This is a genomic window from Streptomyces atratus, assembly GCF_900119365.1.
GTDB classification, from domain to species: domain Bacteria; phylum Actinomycetota; class Actinomycetes; order Streptomycetales; family Streptomycetaceae; genus Streptomyces; species Streptomyces atratus_B.
Genome location: NZ_FPJO01000003.1, coordinates 96199 through 113857 on the forward strand (window position 1 = coordinate 96199; position 17659 = coordinate 113857).

At 71.4% G+C, this 17659-nt stretch carries 15 protein-coding genes and 2 pseudogenes; 12 read left to right on the forward strand and 5 right to left on the reverse strand.

The features are described from left to right. Window positions 1-230: 230 nt before the first annotated feature. From BT364_RS07305 to BT364_RS07320, 5 genes and pseudogenes are all read left to right on the forward strand, one after another. Window positions 231-1679 carry a CitMHS family transporter gene (locus BT364_RS07305; RefSeq protein WP_072484296.1) on the forward strand — a complete coding sequence of 483 codons (1449 nt, stop codon included), beginning with the start codon at window positions 231-233 and terminating at the stop codon, window positions 1677-1679. Between the two features lie 7 nt (window positions 1680-1686). Next, a pseudogene (locus tag BT364_RS44075) lies at window positions 1687-1881 on the forward strand (MFS transporter); the annotation flags it as partial. A gap of 50 nt (window positions 1882-1931) precedes the next feature. Next, the gene (locus BT364_RS07310) at window positions 1932-3833 is read left to right on the forward strand and encodes an ABC transporter ATP-binding protein (protein ID WP_072484297.1); all 1902 of its coding nucleotides are present in this window, start codon (window positions 1932-1934) and stop codon (window positions 3831-3833) included. A gap of 85 nt (window positions 3834-3918) precedes the next feature. After that, window positions 3919-5307 carry an aldehyde dehydrogenase family protein gene (locus BT364_RS07315; protein WP_072484298.1) on the forward strand — a complete coding sequence of 463 codons (1389 nt, stop codon included), beginning with the start codon at window positions 3919-3921 and terminating at the stop codon, window positions 5305-5307. Between the two features lie 51 nt (window positions 5308-5358). Continuing rightward, window positions 5359-6441, forward strand: a complete 1083-nt coding sequence (locus BT364_RS07320; RefSeq protein WP_072484299.1) for a Zn-dependent alcohol dehydrogenase — start codon at window positions 5359-5361, stop codon at window positions 6439-6441. Window positions 6442-6577: 136 nt separating this feature from the next. Here the strand turns inward: BT364_RS07320 and BT364_RS07325 are convergent. Beyond that, window positions 6578-6865, reverse strand: a pseudogene (locus tag BT364_RS07325) (ArsR/SmtB family transcription factor); the annotation flags it as partial. Between the two features lie 15 nt (window positions 6866-6880). Continuing rightward, window positions 6881-7555, reverse strand: a complete 675-nt coding sequence (locus BT364_RS07330) for a TetR/AcrR family transcriptional regulator (protein WP_072484300.1) — start codon at window positions 7553-7555, stop codon at window positions 6881-6883. Window positions 7556-7620: 65 nt separating this feature from the next. Between BT364_RS07330 and BT364_RS07335 the strand changes: the two genes are divergently transcribed. The 3 genes from BT364_RS07335 to BT364_RS07345 all read left to right on the forward strand — a co-directional run bounded on the left by BT364_RS07335 (window position 7621) and on the right by BT364_RS07345 (window position 9856). After that, entirely contained in the window at window positions 7621-8772 is a 1152-nt protein-coding gene (locus BT364_RS07335) for an acyl-CoA dehydrogenase family protein (RefSeq protein WP_072484301.1), read from the forward strand. Between the two features lie 88 nt (window positions 8773-8860). Continuing rightward, window positions 8861-9151 (forward strand): YiaA/YiaB family inner membrane protein, encoded by a 291-nt coding sequence (locus tag BT364_RS07340; RefSeq protein WP_177328054.1) that lies wholly within the window; start codon window positions 8861-8863, stop codon window positions 9149-9151. Between the two features lie 81 nt (window positions 9152-9232). Continuing rightward, window positions 9233-9856: a TetR/AcrR family transcriptional regulator gene (locus BT364_RS07345; RefSeq protein WP_072484575.1), complete on the forward strand. Its 624-nt coding sequence runs from the start codon at window positions 9233-9235 to the stop codon at window positions 9854-9856. A gap of 18 nt (window positions 9857-9874) precedes the next feature. On the opposite strand, the gene BT364_RS07350 is transcribed toward BT364_RS07345, so the two are convergent. Beyond that, the gene (locus BT364_RS07350; RefSeq protein WP_072484303.1) at window positions 9875-10336 is read right to left on the reverse strand and encodes a MaoC family dehydratase; all 462 of its coding nucleotides are present in this window, start codon (window positions 10334-10336) and stop codon (window positions 9875-9877) included. Window positions 10337-10468: 132 nt separating this feature from the next. Here BT364_RS07350 and soxR point away from each other — a divergent pair, with 132 nt between their 5' ends. Beyond that, entirely contained in the window at window positions 10469-10942 is a 474-nt protein-coding gene (gene soxR / locus BT364_RS07355; protein WP_072484304.1) for a redox-sensitive transcriptional activator SoxR, read from the forward strand. 63 nt (window positions 10943-11005) lie between these two features. Here soxR and BT364_RS07360 read toward each other — a convergent pair whose 3' ends face one another. Beyond that, entirely contained in the window at window positions 11006-11617 is a 612-nt protein-coding gene (locus tag BT364_RS07360) for a hypothetical protein (protein WP_072484305.1), read from the reverse strand. A gap of 229 nt (window positions 11618-11846) precedes the next feature. Here BT364_RS07360 and BT364_RS07365 point away from each other — a divergent pair, with 229 nt between their 5' ends. Then, window positions 11847-14669, forward strand: a complete 2823-nt coding sequence (locus BT364_RS07365; RefSeq protein WP_072484306.1) for a penicillin acylase family protein — start codon at window positions 11847-11849, stop codon at window positions 14667-14669. 58 nt (window positions 14670-14727) lie between these two features. On the opposite strand, the gene BT364_RS07370 is transcribed toward BT364_RS07365, so the two are convergent. Then, window positions 14728-15993, reverse strand: a complete 1266-nt coding sequence (locus tag BT364_RS07370) for an exo-beta-N-acetylmuramidase NamZ family protein (RefSeq protein ID WP_072484307.1) — start codon at window positions 15991-15993, stop codon at window positions 14728-14730. Window positions 15994-16178: 185 nt separating this feature from the next. Between BT364_RS07370 and BT364_RS07375 the strand changes: the two genes are divergently transcribed. Both BT364_RS07375 and BT364_RS07380 read left to right on the forward strand, forming a co-directional pair. After that, entirely contained in the window at window positions 16179-16943 is a 765-nt protein-coding gene (locus BT364_RS07375; protein ID WP_072484308.1) for an SDR family oxidoreductase, read from the forward strand. 119 nt (window positions 16944-17062) lie between these two features. After that, window positions 17063-17656 (forward strand): TetR/AcrR family transcriptional regulator, encoded by a 594-nt coding sequence (locus tag BT364_RS07380; RefSeq protein WP_072484309.1) that lies wholly within the window; start codon window positions 17063-17065, stop codon window positions 17654-17656. The last annotated feature ends 3 nt before the right edge of the window (window positions 17657-17659 follow it).

A 17659-nucleotide genomic window follows, 5' to 3' on the forward strand; every position in this document is an offset into this window, starting at 1 on the left:
CGGACGTCTGCACTTCGCAGAGGGACCCCGCCGATGCGCCCCGCCGATGCACCCCACCGGTGCGGCCCGGCGGGGCGCCGGTTGTGCCCAAGCCGTGACCCCCGCGTTGACCTGGGGTTTTGCTCGTATTGCTCGCATGTCAACATCTTGTTAACGCTGCGAGCCGCGCCCTAACGTCATCCGCACCGCCGAGTCCGGCGGGAGTTCAAGGGTGAGCGATAGGTATCCACATGCTGACAATCCTCGGCTTCGCCATGATCGCGACCTTCCTGGTCCTGATCATGATGAAGAAGATGTCGCCGATCGCGGCGTTGGTCCTGATCCCCGCGCTGTTCTGCGTCGCCGTCGGGCAGGGCGCGAAGCTCGGTGACTACGTCATCGAAGGCGTCGGCAATCTCGCCCCGACCGCCGCGATGCTGATGTTCGCCATCGTCTACTTCGGCGTGATGATCGACGTCGGCCTCTTCGACCCGATCGTGCGGGGCATCCTGCGCTTCTGCAAGGCCGACCCGATGCGGATCGTCGTCGGTACGGCCGTGCTCGCCGCCATCGTCTCCCTCGACGGTGACGGCTCCACCACCTTCATGATCACCGTCTCGGCGATGTATCCGCTCTACAAGCGCCTCAAGATGAGCCTGGTCGTGATGACCGGTGTCGCCGCCACGGCGAACGGCGTCATGAACACCCTTCCCTGGGGCGGTCCCACCGCCCGCGCCGCCACCGCGCTCAAGCTGGACGCGGGCGACATCTTCGTCCCGATGATCCCGGCGCTCGGCATCGGGCTGGTCGCGGTCCTGCTCCTCGCCGTCGTGCTGGGCCGGCGCGAGCGCAAGCGGCTCGGCATGCTCAGCCTCGACGAGGTGCTGGCCACCGGAACGGCCGCCGAGCCGGAGACCGTTCTCCTCGGAGCGGGCGGCGGTGGCGGCGACCGTACCCGCAAGAACTCCGGCGGAGCCGGTACCGGAACGGACGGCGACGCGGCGCAGAACGCGGGAGCGGACGCGGACAGGGACGGGGACGGGGACGGGGACGAGGGCTTCAAGGGGCTGGACCCGAACCGGGCCACCCTGCGCCCCAGGCTCTACTGGTTCAACGCCGGCCTCACCGTCGCCCTGCTCACCGCGATGATCATGGAACTGATGCCGATCCCGGTGCTCTTCCTGCTCGGCGCGGCCCTCGCCCTCACGGTCAACTTCCCCCACATGCCCGAGCAGCGGGCCCGGATCGCCGCCCACGCCGACAACGTCCTCAACGTCTCCGGCATGGTCTTCGCGGCCGCCGTCTTCACCGGCGTCCTCTCCGGCACGGGCATGGTCGAGCACATGGCCGACTGGCTCGTCGGCGCGATCCCCGACGGCATGGGCCCGCACATGGCGGTCGTCACCGGCATCCTCAGCATCCCGCTGACGTACTTCATGTCCAACGACGGCTTCTACTTCGGCGTCGTCCCGGTGCTCGCCGAGGCGGGTGCCGCCCACGGTGTCTCCCCGCTGGAGATCGCCCGCGCCTCCCTGGTCGGCCAGCCCCTGCACATGTCCTCCCCGCTGGTCCCGGCCGTCTACGTGCTGGTCGGCATGGCGAAGGTCGAATTCGGCGACCACACCAGGTTCACCGTCAAGTGGGCCGCGCTCACCTCGCTGGTGGTCCTGTGCGCCGGGCTCCTGTTCGGCATCATCTGACCGGGCGCACCGTCCAGGAGCCCGGCAGGAGCGGGCTGCTGCGCCTCGTCATCGCCTTCGCCTTCGCCTTCGCGCAGGGGGTGTCTCCGCGACCGACATCCTCACCGCGTACCCGCCCGTCGTCGGCGAACACCGGGGCATCGCCCCCGCCACCATCGGACTGCTGCTCAGCCTGCGAGCCGCCGCGGCCATCGCCTGCCGCCGGAACCCGGCCGTTGACCTCAAGTCCACTGGAGGTCGTACGTTCCTCCCATGAGCATGGAAACCACGGCGTGGACACAGCTCCACAACGTCATGAACGCGCAAGCGGACCGACGCCCCTTCGACCGGAACACCCTGCGGCGCATCGCCGCCTTCGCCCGCCCGCACCGGCGCCGCGTCGCCCTCTTCCTGATCCTGAGCGTGGCGACGGCACTGCTCGCGGTCGCCACCCCCGTCCTCGCCGGCCGCGTCGTGAACGCGATCGTGAGCGGCAAGGAGTCGGGCACCGTCACCCGGCTGTCCCTCCTCATCGCCGTGATCGCCGTCGCGGAGGCCGCACTGGGCCTGGTCAGCCGCTGGCTCTCGGCCAATCTCGGCGAGGGCCTGATCCTCGATCTGCGCACCGCCGTCTTCGACCATGTGCAGCGCATGCCGGTCGCCTTCTTCACCCGGACCCGCACCGGCGCGCTCGTCAGCCGCCTCAACAACGACGTCATCGGGGCCCAGCGAGCCTTCAGCAACACGCTGTCCGGGGTCGTCAGCAATGTCGTGACGCTGCTGCTCACCCTCGGTGTCATGCTCTCCATCTCCTGGCAGATCACCGTGCTCGCGCTGGTGCTGCTGCCAGTGTTCGTGCTGCCGGCCCGGCGGATGGGCACCCGGATGGCGCGGCTCCAGCGGGAGGCCGCCGCCCACAACGCCGCGATGGGCACCCGGATGACCGAGCGCTTCTCCGCCCCCGGCGCCACCCTGATCAAGCTCTTCGGCCGCCCCGCCGACGAGTCCGCCGAATTCGCCGTCAGAGCCGGCCGGGTGCGCGACATCGGCGTACGCACGGCCATGGCCCAGTCCGCGTTCATCACCGCCCTCACCCTCGTGTCCGCGCTGGCCCTCGCCCTGGTCTACGGGCTCGGCGGGTTCTACGCACTGCGCGGGCAGCTCGACGCGGGCGCGGTCGTGGCCCTCGCCCTCCTGCTGACCCGGCTGTACGCACCGCTCACCGCACTCGCCGGGGCGCGCGTCGAGGTGATGAGCGCACTCGTCAGCTTCGAGCGGGTCTTCGAGGTCCTCGATCTCAAGCCGCTCATCGACCAGAAGCCGGACGCGCGGACGGTCCCGGACGGACCGGTGTCCGTCGAGTTCGACCGGGTGCGGTTCGGCTACCCGTCCGCCGACAAGGTCTCGCTCGCCTCGCTGGAGGATGTCGCGAGCCTCGACACCCGCGGCGGCGGAGAAGTGCTGCGCGGAGTCTCCTTCCGCGCCGAGCCCGGCCAGACCGTGGCACTCGTCGGCTCCTCCGGCGCGGGCAAGTCGACCATCGCCCAACTGCTGCCGCGGCTGTACGACACGGACGAGGGCGCGGTACGCATCGGCGGCGTCGACGTACGCGACCTGACCGCCGACACCCTGCGCGACACCCTCGGCATGGTCACCCAGGACGGCCACCTCTTCCACGAATCGGTGCGCGCCAACCTGCTGCTCGCCCGCCCCGACGCCGCCGAGGAGGACCTCTGGGACGCGCTGCGCCGCGCCCGCCTGGACGGTCTCGTCGCCTCGCTGCCCGACGGGCTCGACACCGTCGTCGGTGAACGCGGCTACCGGCTCTCCGGCGGCGAACGCCAGCGCCTGACCATCGCCCGGCTGCTCCTGGCCCGCCAGCGCGTCGTCATCCTCGACGAGGCCACCGCCCACCTCGACAACACCTCCGAGGCGGCCGTCCAGGAAGCACTCGCCGAGGCGCTCGCCGGTCGCACCGCGGTCGTGATCGCCCACCGGCTCTCCACGGTACGGACCGCCGACCTCATCCTGGTCGTGGAGGACGGGCGGATCGTGCAGCGGGGCACGCACGACGAACTCCTCGCGGCGGGCGGCCGGTACGAGGAGCTGTACCGCACCCAGTTCGAGAACCCCGGTGCGCAGCACGGGGAACTCGACCGGCAGCCCCTGGCGTGACGGGCGTCTCTGGCGCCTGAAAACTAACAGCGCTAGTTTGGATTGCGGACGACCCCGTCCGCAACGGTGACCGGGAGGAACAGCGATGAAGGCCCACGACGGCATGTACATCGACGGGGCCTGGCGGCCCGCCGCGGGACGGGACACGATCGCGGTGGTGAATCCGGTGGACGAACAGGTCATCGCCGAGGTCCCGGCGGGCACCGTCGAGGACGTGGACGCCGCGGTACGGGCCGCCCGCGCCGCGCTCCCCGCCTGGGCGGCCACCGCGCCCGCCGAGCGGGCCGCGCGGATCGCCGCCCTGCGTGACGTGCTCGTCGCCCGCAAGGACGAGATCGCCGAATCCGTCACCGCCGAACTCGGCGCGCCGCTGCCCTTCTCGCAGGCGGTGCACGCGGGCGTGCCGATCCTGGTGGCCGGTTCGTACGCCGAGCTCGCCGCCTCGTACGCCTTCGAGGAGAAGGTCGGCAACTCCACCGTGTACGCCGAGCCGGTCGGCGTCGTCGGCGCGATCACCCCGTGGAACTACCCGCTGCACCAGATCGTCGCCAAGGTCGCCCCCGCGCTCGCGGCGGGCTGCACGGTCGTCCTCAAGCCCGCCGAGGACACCCCGCTGACCGCCCAGCTCTTCGCCGAGGCGGTCCATGAAGCGGGCGTCCCCGCAGGCGTGTTCAACCTGGTCACCGGCCTCGGCCCGGTCGCCGGACAGGCCCTGGCCGAGCACGAAGGCGTCGACCTGGTCTCGTTCACCGGCTCCACCGCCGTCGGCAGGCGGATCGGCGCCACGGCCGGCGCAGCCGTCAAACGCGTCGCCCTCGAACTGGGCGGCAAGTCCGCCAACGTCATCCTGCCGAGCGCGGACCTCGCCAAGGCCGTCGCCGTCGGCGTCGCCAACGTCATGGGCAACTCCGGCCAGACGTGCAGCGCCTGGACCCGGATGCTGGTGCACACCTCACAGTACGACGAGGCGGTCGCGCTCGCCGCGGAGGCGGCCGCCAAGTACGGCGACCGCATCGGCCCGCTCGTCAACGCCAAGCAGCACGCGCGGGTGCGCGGCTACATCGAGAAGGGTGTGGCGCAGGGCGCCCGCCTCGTCGCGGGCGGCCCCGAAGCCCCGCGCGAACAGGGCTACTACGTCAGCCCCACCGTGTTCGCCGATGTCACCCCGGAGATGACCATCGCCCAGGAGGAGATCTTCGGCCCCGTCGTCTCGCTCATCCGCTACGAGGACGAGGACGACGCCCTGCGCATCGCCAACGGCACCGTGTACGGCCTCGCGGGCGCGGTCTGGGCGGGCGACGAGGCGGAGGCGGTGGCCTTCGCCCGGCGGATGGACACCGGTCAGGTCGACATCAACGGCGGCCGGTTCAACCCGCTCGCCCCGTTCGGCGGCTACAAGCAGTCCGGCGTCGGCCGCGAACTCGGCTCCCACGGGCTCGCGGAGTACCTCCAGACCAAGTCCCTCCAGTTCTGACCGCCCCGCACCGCCCCGTTTCCCCGCTGCCGATCGTCAAGGAGCCTGTTCGTGGTCCGCGCCGCCGTACTGCCCGCCGTCAAAGCTCCCCTGGAGATCACCGACATCGAACTCCCGGAGCCCGGCCCCGGCCGGGTGAGGGTCGCCCTCGCCGCCGCCGGCGTCTGCCACTCCGACCTCTCGCTGTCCGACGGCACCATGCGGGTGCCCGTCCCCGCCGTCCTCGGCCATGAGGGCGCGGGCACCGTCGTCGCGGTCGGCGAGGGCGTCACCCATGTCGCGCCGGGCGACGGCGTCGTCCTCAACTGGGCTCCCTCCTGCGGCAGTTGTCATGCCTGCGCGCTGGGCGAGGTCTGGCTGTGCGCCAATGCCCTGAACGGAGCGGGCGCCGTGCACGCCCGGCGCGCCGACGGCGGCGGCGAGCTGCACCCCGGTCTCAACGTCGCCGCGTTCGCCGAGGAGACGGTGGTCCCGGCGGGCTGCGTCCTGCCCGTCCCGGGCGGCATCCCGCTCACCGACGCCGCCCTCCTGGGCTGTGCGGTCCTCACCGGATACGGCGCCGTGCACCACTCGGCGCGGCTGCGCGAGGGCGAGACGGTGGCCGTGTTCGGCGCCGGGGGAGTGGGGCTGGCCGCGCTCCAGGCCGCCCGTATCGCCGGAGCCTCGCGCATCGTCGCGGTCGACGTCTCCCCGCAGAAGGAGGAGCTGGCCCGCCGGGCGGGCGCCACCGACTACGTGGTCGCCTCGGAGAACACCACCCGCGAGATCCGGGCCCTCACGGACAAGCAGGGGGTGGACGCCGCCATCGAGTGCGTGGGCCGCGCCACCACCATCCGCACCGCCTGGGAGTCGACCCGCCGCGGCGGCCGGACCACGGTCGTCGGCATCGGCGGCAAGGACCAGCAGGTCACCTTCAACGCCCTGGAGATCTTCCACTGGGGACGCACCCTCTCCGGCTGCGTCTACGGCAACTCCGACCCCGCGCGGGACCTGCCGGTGCTGGCCGCCCATGTCAGGGAGGGGTGGCTCGACCTCGGCGCCCTGGTGACCGAGCGCATCACCCTCGACGGCATCCCGGCCGCGTTCGAGAACATGATCGCGGGGAAGGGAGGGCGGGCTCTGGTGATCTTCTAGGGCGCGTCCGGGAGACCGCCACCCCGGCCAGGCAGAGCAGCCCTCCGGCGACCGCGAGCGGCGCGGGCACCTCGTCCAGCAGCAGCCAGGACATCAGCACCACCAGGGCCGGTACCGCGTATGTGGTGGCGCCCATCCGCCCCGCCAGGTTCTCGACGAGGTGCGCGATCCGTTCGTCGGCCAGCCGCAGATAGCGGTGGCGGCCCTGCCGCTCCTCGGCCAGCAGCCCGCCCGCGACGAGCTTGCCGAGGTGTTCGCTGGCGGTCGACGGCGCCACGGAGGCGTACCGGGCCAGTTCCCCGGCGGTCCAGGCCCGGCCGTCGAGCAGGGCCAGGCAGAAGGCGGCGCGGGTCGCGTCGGCGAGGAGCGCGGCCAGGGCGGCCAGCCGGGGTGCGGCCGGGTCGGGGTGTGCCATGCGTGCCATGGGAACCAGGATGCGTCAGGAACGCTTCGGTGCCGGCCGAACCGTTCCGCCCGGTGACAGGAGTTCGTACTGCAGCGAGAGGCCGTCGACCAGGGCCCGCAGCCCGGTCTCGAAGGCCCCCTCGTCGACCTTCTGGCGCCGTTCGGCCAGCAGATGGGCCTGGCCGAGGTGCGGGTAGTCGGCGGGGTCGTACGCCGTCTCGTCGTCGACGAAGCCGCGGGCGAAGGAGCCCAGTGCCGAACCGGTGATGAAGTACCGCATCAGGGCCCCGATGTACGTCGCCTGGGCGGGCGGCCAGCCGGCCCGGACCATCGCGCCGAACACCGCGTCGGCGACCCGGAGACCGGCCGGCCTGCGGCCCGGCCCCTGGGCGAGCACCGGAACGATGTGCGGGTGCTCGGTGAGCGCCGCACGATAGGAGACGGCCCAGTCGTGCAGGGCGGCACGCCAGTCGCGGGTGTCCGGCTCGTCGAACATCGACAGATCGACCTGCGCGGACACGGCGTCCGCGACCGCGTCCAGGATCTCGTCCTTGTTGCGGAAGTGGTTGTAGAGCGAGGGTCCGCTGACCCCGAGTTCGGCCGCGAGCCGACGGGTGGACACGGCGTCGAGCCCCTCGGAGTCCACGAGTGCGCTCGCCGCCTCGACGATGCGGTCTCTGCTGAGGAGGGGCTTGCGCGGTCGGGCCATGCGGCACATAGTAGGGCCTGCAAGCGAAAAACTAGCAGTGCTAATTAAAAGTGGGGAGTCGAAGGATGAACCTGGAGCTCGGCGAGGAGCAGGAAGCCGTCCGGCAGCTCGCCAAGGACTTCGTCGCCCGCGAGATCGCCCCGCACGTCGTGGAGTGGGACCGGGCCGAGAGCGTCGACAAGTCGATCGTGAAGAAGCTGGGCTCCGTCGGCTTCCTCGGGCTGACCGTCCCCGAGGAGTACGGCGGCTCGGGCGGCGATCACCTCGCGTACTGCCTGGTCACCGAGGAGCTCGGGCGCGGCGACTCCTCGGTCCGCGGCATCGTCTCCGTCTCCCTCGGCCTCGTCGCCAAGACCATCGCCGCCTGGGGTGACGAGAAGCAGAAGCGGCACTGGCTGCCCGGGCTCACCGCGGGCGAGGTGATCGGCTGCTTCGGCCTCACCGAGCCCGGCACCGGCTCGGACGCCGGGAACCTGACGACGAGGGCCGTCCGGGACGGTGACAACTACGTCGTCAACGGCAGCAAGATGTTCATCACCAACGGCACCTGGGCCGATGTGGTGCTGCTTTTCGCCCGCACCGACGACACCCCCGGCCACAAGGGCATATCCGCCTTCCTGGTCCCCACCGACACCCCCGGCCTCAGCCGCCGCACCATCCACGGCAAGCTCGGCCTGCGCGGCCAGGCCACCGCCGAGGTGGTCCTGGAGGACGTCCGGGTGCCCGCGTCGGCGCTCCTGGGCCCGGAGGGCAAGGGCTTCGCCATCGCCATGTCCGCCCTGGCCAAGGGGCGGATGTCGGTCGCGGCCGGCTGTGTCGGCATCGCACAGGCCGCCCTCGACGCCGCCGTGGGCTACGCGGGCGAGCGCGAGCAGTTCGGCAAGTCCATCGCGAGCCACCAGCTCGTCCAGGAGCTCATCAGCGACATCTCCGTGGACGTCGACGCCGCCCGGCTGCTGACCTGGCGGGTGGCGGACCTCATCGACCGCGGCGAGGACTTCGCCACCGCCGCCTCCAAGGCCAAGCTCTTCGCCTCCGAAGCCGCCGTCCGCGCCGCCAGCAACGCGCTCCAGGTCTTCGGCGGCTACGGCTGCATCGACGAGTATCCCGTCGGCAAGCTGCTGCGCGACGCCCGTGTGATGACGCTGTACGAGGGCACCAGCCAGATCCAGAAGCTGATCATCGGCCGCGCGCTGACGGGGGTCTCCGCCTTCTGACCCGCACCGCCGCTCGAACGGACGTCTGAGTACCGGCTGAGTACCGGAGCGGATGTGGCACACGCCACGTCGGCCGATGCTGGGTGCCATGAGTGAGACAGCATCGGTCAAGCAGCAGAGCACCGCGGCCTTCTACGGCCAGGCCGTCGCCTCCTTCGGGGTGGCGATCGGCGCCGTGGCTCTCGGTATCTACTTCCTCGACGCCGACGCCTGGGTCCGCGGATTCCTCGCGATCGGCGTCCTCTACCTCGTCACCTCCTGCTTCACCCTGGCCAAGGTCATCCGTGACCGCCAGGAGGCGGGACAGATCGTCAGCCGGGTCGACCAGGCCCGGCTGGAGAAGATCCTCGCCGAGCACGACCCCTTCCAGAAGCTCTGACGGTCCCGCCGGACGGGCCCTAAGCGCTTGCTCAGGTTCGGGGTATGGTGTTCGTCCTGCTGACGAGAGGGGCGAGTGACGATGAGCACGGCGGAGGAGACCGACGGCGACAGCGCGCCGTGGGCCGAGGTGACGCCCGAGGCGGCCCGGCGGCTGCTCGTCGCCGCCGTCGACGCCTTCGCCGAGCGCGGGTACCACGCCACCACCACCCGCGACATCGCGGGCCGGGCGGGGATGAGTCCCGCCGCGCTCTACATCCACTACAGGACGAAGGAAGAGCTGCTCCACCGGATCAGCAGGATCGGCCACGACCGCGCCCTGTTCGTCCTGGAGGCCGCCGCCGACGGCGGGGGCACGGCGGCCGAGCGGCTGGCCGAGGCCGTACGGTCCTTCGTCCGCTGGCACGCCGAGCGGCACACCACCGCCCGCGTGGTCCAGTACGAGCTCGACGCCCTCGGCGAGGAGCACCGCGCCGAGATCGTCGAGCTGCGCCGCAGGAGCGACGCGGTGGTGCGCCGGATCATCGGTGAGGGTGTGCGGGCGGGGGAGTTCGACGTCCCCGACGTCCCCGGCACCACGCTCGCGGTGCTCTCGCTCTGCATCGACGTGGCGCGCTGGTTCAACGCGCAGGGCAGCCGGACGCCGGACGAGGTCGGCGAACTCTACGCCGACCTCGTGCTGCGCATGGTCGCCGCCAAGCGGTAGCGGCGGCGGTCCGCGTCGTCAGAAGTAGTAGCGGGACACCGACTCGGCCACGCACACCGGCTTGTCGCCGCCCTCGCGCTCGACCGTGACGGCGGCGGTGACCTGCACCCCGCCCCCGGCCTCCTCGACGCTCTTCAGGACGGCCGAGGCGCGCAGCCGTGAGCCCACGGGCACGGTGGACGGGAAACGGACCTTGTTCGTCCCGTAGTTGATGCCCATCTTCATGCCCTCGACCCGCATGATCTGCGGTACGAGCGCCGGCAGCAGCGAGAGCGTGAGATAGCCGTGGGCGATGGTCCTGCCGAACGGCCCGGCGGCGGCCCGCTCCGGGTCCACATGGATCCACTGGTGGTCGCCGGTGGCCTCGGCGAAGAGGTCGATCCTCTTCTGGTCGACCTCCAGCCAGTCGCTGTGCCCCAGCTGCTCGCCCACCCCGTCGCTCAGCTCCTGCGCGGACGTGAAGATCCTCGGCTCTGCCATGTCCCTGGTCCCTGCCCTTCCCGCTCCGGTCCATCCTCCGTCGCGCTGTCTAAGCGCTTGCTCAGCATGGTTGGCGGGTGCGTTCCTGTCAACGGCGGACCGGCCGGAGGGCGGGCCAGTAGGGTTGGAGGGGTGCCCCAGATCCCACAGACACTCCATGAACTCACGGTCGGACAGCTTTCCGCGCGCAGCGGCGCCGCCGTTTCCGCCCTGCACTTCTACGAGGCCAAGGGCCTGATCAGCAGCCGCCGCACCAGTGGCAACCAGCGCCGCTACAGCAGGGACGCGCTGCGCAGGGTCGCGTTCGTCCGTGCGGCGCAGCGGGTCGGCATCCCGCTCGCCACCATCCGGGACGCCCTCGCCGAACTCCCCGAGGAGCGCACCCCGAACCGCGAGGACTGGGCACGGCTCTCCGCGGCCTGGCGCTCCGAACTGGACGACCGCATCGAGCAGTTGGGGCGGCTGCGGGACCATCTCACCGACTGCATCGGCTGTGGCTGTCTGTCGTTGGGGAACTGTGTGCTCTCCAACCCGAACGATGTCTCGGGCCGGCGGATCAGCGGCTCGCGCCTGATGCCGGAGCGCCCGCCGGCGGAGCGCGCGTAGCGCCGGGCGCCGCCCGTCCGGGTGCCGGGCGGGCGTGGCCGGGGCGGACGCCCTCGTCGCGCGTCACGCCGCCGATGCCAGGTCCCGCCGCGGTGTGCTCCGGGCCTTCGCCAGTGCCCGCGGGGTCAGTACCGGCTGCGGCACCACGATCCCGCACCCCGTGCAGACCGGCCCCGCCCACGGGGCGCACCGCAGATCCTGCCGCCAGCGGATCCCGGCGCCCGCGCACACCGGGCAGACCGTGCCCGGCTCCGACTCCAGCGCCGTGATCAGCCGGCTCAGCACCTCGGCGAGCGGCGCCGACGGATGCACCGCCGGGTCCTCGCAGCGGGCGACCCCGTGGCCGCCCCAGGTGCGCCGGTGCCAGTCGTCGAAAGCGCCGGGCCGACGCAGCCCGTCGTGCTTCTCCCGCCTGCGGCGCTCGGCGAACCCCGCTTCGTAACCGAGCCAGACCGTCCGCGCCGCCTCCAGCTCGTCCAGCGCGCGCGTCAGCCGCGCCGGATCGGGGGACCGGTCCTCGGGCCCGATTCCGTGCCGGGTGCACAGATGGTCCCAGGTCGCCCGATGTCCGTAAGGGGCGAACCTCTCCAGGCACTTGCGCAGCGAATACCGCCGCAGTGCCAGGTCGCTCCGCGGGTCGCGCACCTGTCTCGCAAGACTCCGGAATCCCGCCACCGCACCGTCACCTCCGTCGCTCGTACTTCGGCGTCAAGGGATGGACGTACGACTGCCCCGTTCGGATCCCGCGAAGACTGATGTTGTCCGGAATTCGGCGTGGCCCACCGGTGCGGCGCCGCCGCGGAAGACGCCATGTGACGATTCGGAAAAGGTGACGGTTACTCATCTTATCGACGGGTCGTACCGCCAGTAACCTCCGGCGCATCGGCCTCTCGGAGGAGCACGCATGCCCCCACGCACCGTCAAGTTCAGAGCCGCCACCGTCGCGGCGGTCCTCGCGCTCGGCACCACCCTGCTCGCGGCCTCGCCGCAGGCCGGTGCCGCGGAACCCGACCCCGTCACCGACTACTGCCAGGGGCAGTGCGACGACATCCTGCCGCCCGGCGAGAACGGCAACGCCACCCTCGTCGAGATCCTCGGCAACAAGGCGTTCGGCACGCACCCCAAGCACAGCGACGACCAACTCGACCGTTACGACGGCCTGGTGGCCGGACACACCGGTCTCACCGACCAGAAGCTGACCGACTTCTTCAACGACGCCTCCTTCGGTGTGCCCGAGGATCAGGTCGAGTCCGTCGCCTCGCCGCGCGACGACGTCACCATCACCCGCGACAAGGCCTCCGGTGTCCCGCACATCAAGGGCACCACCCGCTACGGCACCGAGTTCGGCGCCGGATTCGCCGCCGGGCAGGACCGGCTCTGGCTGATGGACCTCTTCCGGCACATCGGACGCGGCGAACTGACCTCGTTCGCCGGCGGCGCCCTCGCCAACCAGGGCCTGGAGCAGCAGTTCTGGCCGCAGGCCCCGTACACCGAGGCCGATCTCGAAGCCCAGGTCGAGTACATCAGGACCCACGAGGGTGCCCGCGGCGAGCAGGCCATGGCGGATGCCCAGGCATACGTCGACGGCATCAACGCCTACCGGGAGAAGTCCAAGAACGGCCGCTACTTCCCGGGCGAGTACGTCCTCACCGGCAAGATCGACGCCATCACCAACGTCGGTGAGATCCAGCCGTTCAAGCTGACCGACCTGATCTCCATCGCCTCGGTCGTCGGCGGTCAGTTCGGCGGCGGCGGTGGCGGCGAGGTGCAGGCAGCGCTCTCGCTGCTGGCCGCCCAGCAGAAGTACGGCGTGGCCGAGGGCACCAAGGTCTGGGAGTCGTTCCGTCAGCGCGAGGACCCCGAGGCGGTGCTGACGGTCCACGACGGCACCTCGTTCCCGTACGCGGGCAAGCCCGACAAGGCCCGCGGCACCGCGCTGCCCGACTCCGGGTCCGTCACCGCCGAGCCCCTGATATACGACCGCACCGGCTCCGCGGGCACCGACAAGAAGGCCCCGGTCAAGGCCCCGGCACCGCTCAAGAAGGCCCAGGGCATCTACGACGACGGCGTCATCCCCGAGGGCTCGCTGCCCGGATCCGGCTCCGGCGCCCAGAAGCGCGGCATGTCCAACGCCCTGCTGGTCTCCGGGAAGCACACCGCGAGCGGAAACCCCATCGCCGTGTTCGGCCCGCAGACCGGCTACTTCGCCCCGCAGCTGATGATGCTCCAGGAACTCCAGGGGCCGGGCATCAGCGCCCGCGGTGTCTCCTTCGCGGGCGTCGGCATGTACATCCAGATGGGCCGCGGCCAGGACTACGCCTGGAGCGCCACCTCGGCCGGCCAGGACATCACCGACACGTACGCCATCGACCTGTGCGAGCCCGACGGCTCCACGCCGACCAAGGACTCCACGCACTACCTCCACCGCGGCACCTGCACCGCCATGGAGACGCTGGAGCACACCAACTCCTGGAAGCCGACCGTCGCCGACTCCACGGCGAAGGGCTCCTACCGGATGCAGGTCCGGCGCACGAACTACGGCGTCGTCACTCACCGCGCCACCGTGGGCGGCAAGCCCGTCGCGTACACCTCGCTGCGCAGCACCTACCGCCACGAGGCCGACTCGATCATCGGCTTCCAGATGTTCAACGATCCGTCGTACGTCAAGGACGCCGCCTCCTTCCAGCGGGCGGCGAGCAATATCGACTACGCCTTCAACTGGTTCTACGCCGACTCCCGCACCGCCGCCTACTACAACAGCGGCATGAACCCGGTGCGCGCGACGGGCGTCGACCCGGCGCTGCCGGTGCGGGCCGAGCGGGCCTACGAGTGGCAGGGGTACGAACCGGCCGCCAACACCGCCGCGTACACCGCGTTCGCCGAGCACCCGCACTCCAGCGGGCAGGACTACTACGTCTCCTGGAACAACAAGCAGGCCAAGGGGTACGCCGCCGCGGGCTTCGGTCTCAGCGCCGTGCACCGGGGCGACCTGCTGGACGACCGGGTGGCGAAGCTGGTCGAGGAGGGCGGGGTGACCCGCGCGTCCCTCACCCGGGCCATGGCCGAGGCCGCCGTCACCGATCTGCGCGGCGAGCAGCTGCTGCCCGAACTGCTGAAGGTGATCCGCTCCCGGCCGGTGACCGACCCCGAACTCAACGGCGCCGTCCAGCAGTTGGAGTCCTGGCGGGCGGCGGGCTCGCAGCGCCGGGAGAGCAGCCCCGGTTCGCACGCCTACAGCCACGCCGACGCGGTGCGGATCATGGACGCATGGTGGCCGGAACTGGTCGAGGCCGAGTTCGAGCCGGGGCTCGGCGACGGTCTGTACGCGGCGCTGACCGCCAACCTCGCCACGGACGAGTCCCCGGCGGCGAGCCACGGACCCAGTGGGGCGCACAGCGGATCCGCGTTCCAGTACGGCTGGTGGGGCTTCGTGGACAAGGATCTGCGCCAGGTCCTCGGGCAGCCGGTCAAGGGGCCGCTGGCCAGGACGTACTGCGGCAACGGCGATCCGGACAGCTGCCGTGACGCGCTCCTCGCGTCCCTGAAGCAGGCCGTGGCCCGGCCGGCGACGGAGGTCTATCCGGGCGACGGCAGCTGCAAGGCGGGCGAGCAGTGGTGCACCGACTCGATCGTCCACCGGCCGCTCGGCGGGATCGGCCAGAAGGCCATCCACTGGCAGAACCGCCCGACGTACCAGCAGGTGGTGGAGTTCCCCGCCCACCGGTAGGGGGTTGAACCGCTGAGCCGGGCGGGTCCGGACTCCTTCGGGCCCGCCCGGCGCCGTCTCACCGGTACTGGAGATACCGCTTCCGTACGGCACGGAACGCGGCGAGATCCTCCGACCAGGCCCCCACCACCTCGTCCGTGTCCGCCCCGGCGTCGATCATCGTGCGGACCCGGGTGTTGCCGGTGAGCTTGTCGATCCAGTTGTCCGAACGCCAGGCGAACCCGTTCCAGGTCCGCTTCGCCGTCACCAGCAGCGCGATGCCCGTGCGTACCGGATCGAAGGCCTCGCGGTCATGGACGTGCAGCTGCACACCACCGACCGTCTTCCCCTGGAACTTGGAGAACGTCGGCGCGAAGTACGCCTCGCGGAACGCCACCCCGGGCAGGCCGAGCGCGTTCGCGGCCGCCGCCCAGCGGTGGTCGATGCCCTCCGCGCCGAGCAGTTCGAACGGCCGGGTCGTGCCGCGCCCCTCGGAGAGGTTCGTGCCCTCGAACAGGCAGGTACCCGAGTAGACGAGCGCGGTGTCGGGCGTCGGCATGTTGGGGCTCGGCGGCACCCACGGCAGCCCGGTCGCGTCGAAGAAGTCCGAGCGCTTCCAGCCGGACATCTTCACGATGCGCAGGTCCACCGGCCGGTCGGCCAGGAACCGGGCGTTGAAGAGCAGGGCCAGCTCGGTGACCGTCATGCCGTGCGCCTGCGCGATCTCCCGGCGGCCCACGAACGTGCCGAACGCCGGGTCGAGGACCGGGCCGAGCGCCGCCCGCCCGGTCACCGGGTTCGGCCGGTCCAGGACGACGAACCGCTTCCCCGCGCGCGCCGCCGCCTCCATGCAGTCGTACAGCGTCCAGATGTACGTGTAGAAGCGGGCGCCCGCGTCCTGGATGTCGAAGACGACCGTGTCCACGCCGGACGCCGTGAAGACATCGGCGAGCGGCTGACCGCTCTTCAAGTACGTGTCGTAGACCGGCAGTCCGGTCGCCGGGTCGTCGTACCGCCCCTCCGAACCGCCCGCCTGCGCGGTGCCCCTGAAGCCGTGCTCGGGCCCGAAGACGGCGATCAGGTCCACCCGCTCGTCCGGGTGCATCACATCGACGATGTGGCGCACGTCGGAGGTGATCCCGGTCGGGTTGGTGACGACCCCGACCTTCTGGCCCTTCAGCAGCGCGTAGCCGTCCGCCGCCAGCCGGTCGAAGCCGGTGCGGACCCGGCCGTGCCCCTTGCCCGCGGCGGGGGCGGCGCTCGCGGCCCCGGTCCCGGCGGCCGTCGCCGCGAGGGCCCCCACCGCACCACCGGCGGCCAGCAAACCACGTCTGGTCAGGCTCATTCGGCTACCTCCATGATCGCGACGTCTGTCATGGTCACGCACGCTAGCGCGCGATCAGGCCATACGGAACGAGCCTGACGTGACGGGTGTGACGGGAGTGCTTCCCGGGCGGTGTCCACCCCTTCCGCTCCGGCATACCGACTGGTTAGTCTGCCGGTGCAGTCGGCTGAGGGAGGCGGGACCCGATGAGTGCGGTGCAGGGCGCGGGCGTGGTGGTCACAGGGGCCGGAGGCGGCATCGGCGCCGCACTGGCCCGCCGGTTCGCGGCGCAGGGCGCGCGGGTCGTGGTCAACGACCTCGACGAGGCGAGGATCAAGACGCTGGCCGAGGAGATCGGCGGCATCGCCGTCGCCGGTGACGCCTCGCGGATCGTGGACGCCGCCAGGGACGCGCTCGACGGCACCGTCGACGTCTACTGCGCCAACGCCGGCCTCGCCTCGCCCGGCGACGTCTTCGCGGACGAGGAGGTCTGGGCCGCGGCCTGGGACGTCAATGTGATGGCCCACGTCCGCGCGGCCGGGGCGCTGCTGCCCGGCTGGCTGGAGCGCGGCAGCGGACGCTTCGTCTCGACCGCCTCCGCCGCCGGACTGCTGACGATGATCGGCGCCGCGCCGTACAGCGTCACCAAGCACGGCGTCGTCGCCTTCGCCGAATGGCTCTCGCTCACCTACCGCCACCGCGGCATCAAGGTCCACGCGATCTGCCCGCAGGGGGTGCGTACGGACATGCTCACCGCCGCCGGATCGGCCGGGGAGCTCGTCCTCGCCCCCAGCGCCATCGAGCCCGAGGCGGTCGCCGACGCGCTCTTCGACGCCATGGCCGAGGACCGCTTCCTGGTCCTGCCGCACCCTGAGGTCGCCGGGTACTACCGGGCCCGCGCCAAGGACACCGACCACTGGCTCGGCAGCATGAACCATCTCCAGCAGAAGTGGGAGGAGACCGGCGCATGACCGAGTCGCGCGAGGTCGAGATCCTGAGCGAACTCCCGAAGACGGCGAGTGGGAAGATCCTCAGGCGGGAACTGCGTTCCCCCCGATAGACCGATTCACGCGGAAGGAAGGTGGCGGCAATGGCCAAGGCGACGGACGGGGACACGGCTCCCGTCCCTCAGCGGCTGCTGGCCGCCGCCACCCGGCTCTTCGCCGAGCAGGGCTACGACCGCACCTCGGTCCAGGAGATCGTCGAGGCGGCCGGCGTCACCAAGGGCGCGCTCTACCACTACTTCGGCTCCAAGGAGGACCTCCTCCAGGAGGTCTACGCCCGGGTGCTCCGCCTCCAGCAGGAGCGCCTCGACGCCTTCGCCGACGCCGACGCCCCGGTGGAACAGCGGCTGCGCGACGCCGCGGCCGACGTGGTCGTCACGACCATCGAGAACCTCGACGACGCCTCGATCTTCTTCCGGTCCATGCACCACCTGAGCCCGGAGAAGAACAAGCAGGTCCGGGTGGAGCGGCGGCGCTACCACGAGCGTTTCCGGGCCCTGGTGGAGGAGGGCCAGCGCAGCGGGGTGTTCTCCACGGCCACCCCGGCCGACCTGATCGTCGACTACCACTTCGGTTCGGTCCATCATCTGTCCACCTGGTACCGCCCCGACGGCCCGCTCAGCCGGCAGGAGGTCGCCGACCACCTGGCCGACCTGCTGCTGCGGGCGCTGCGTCCCTAGACG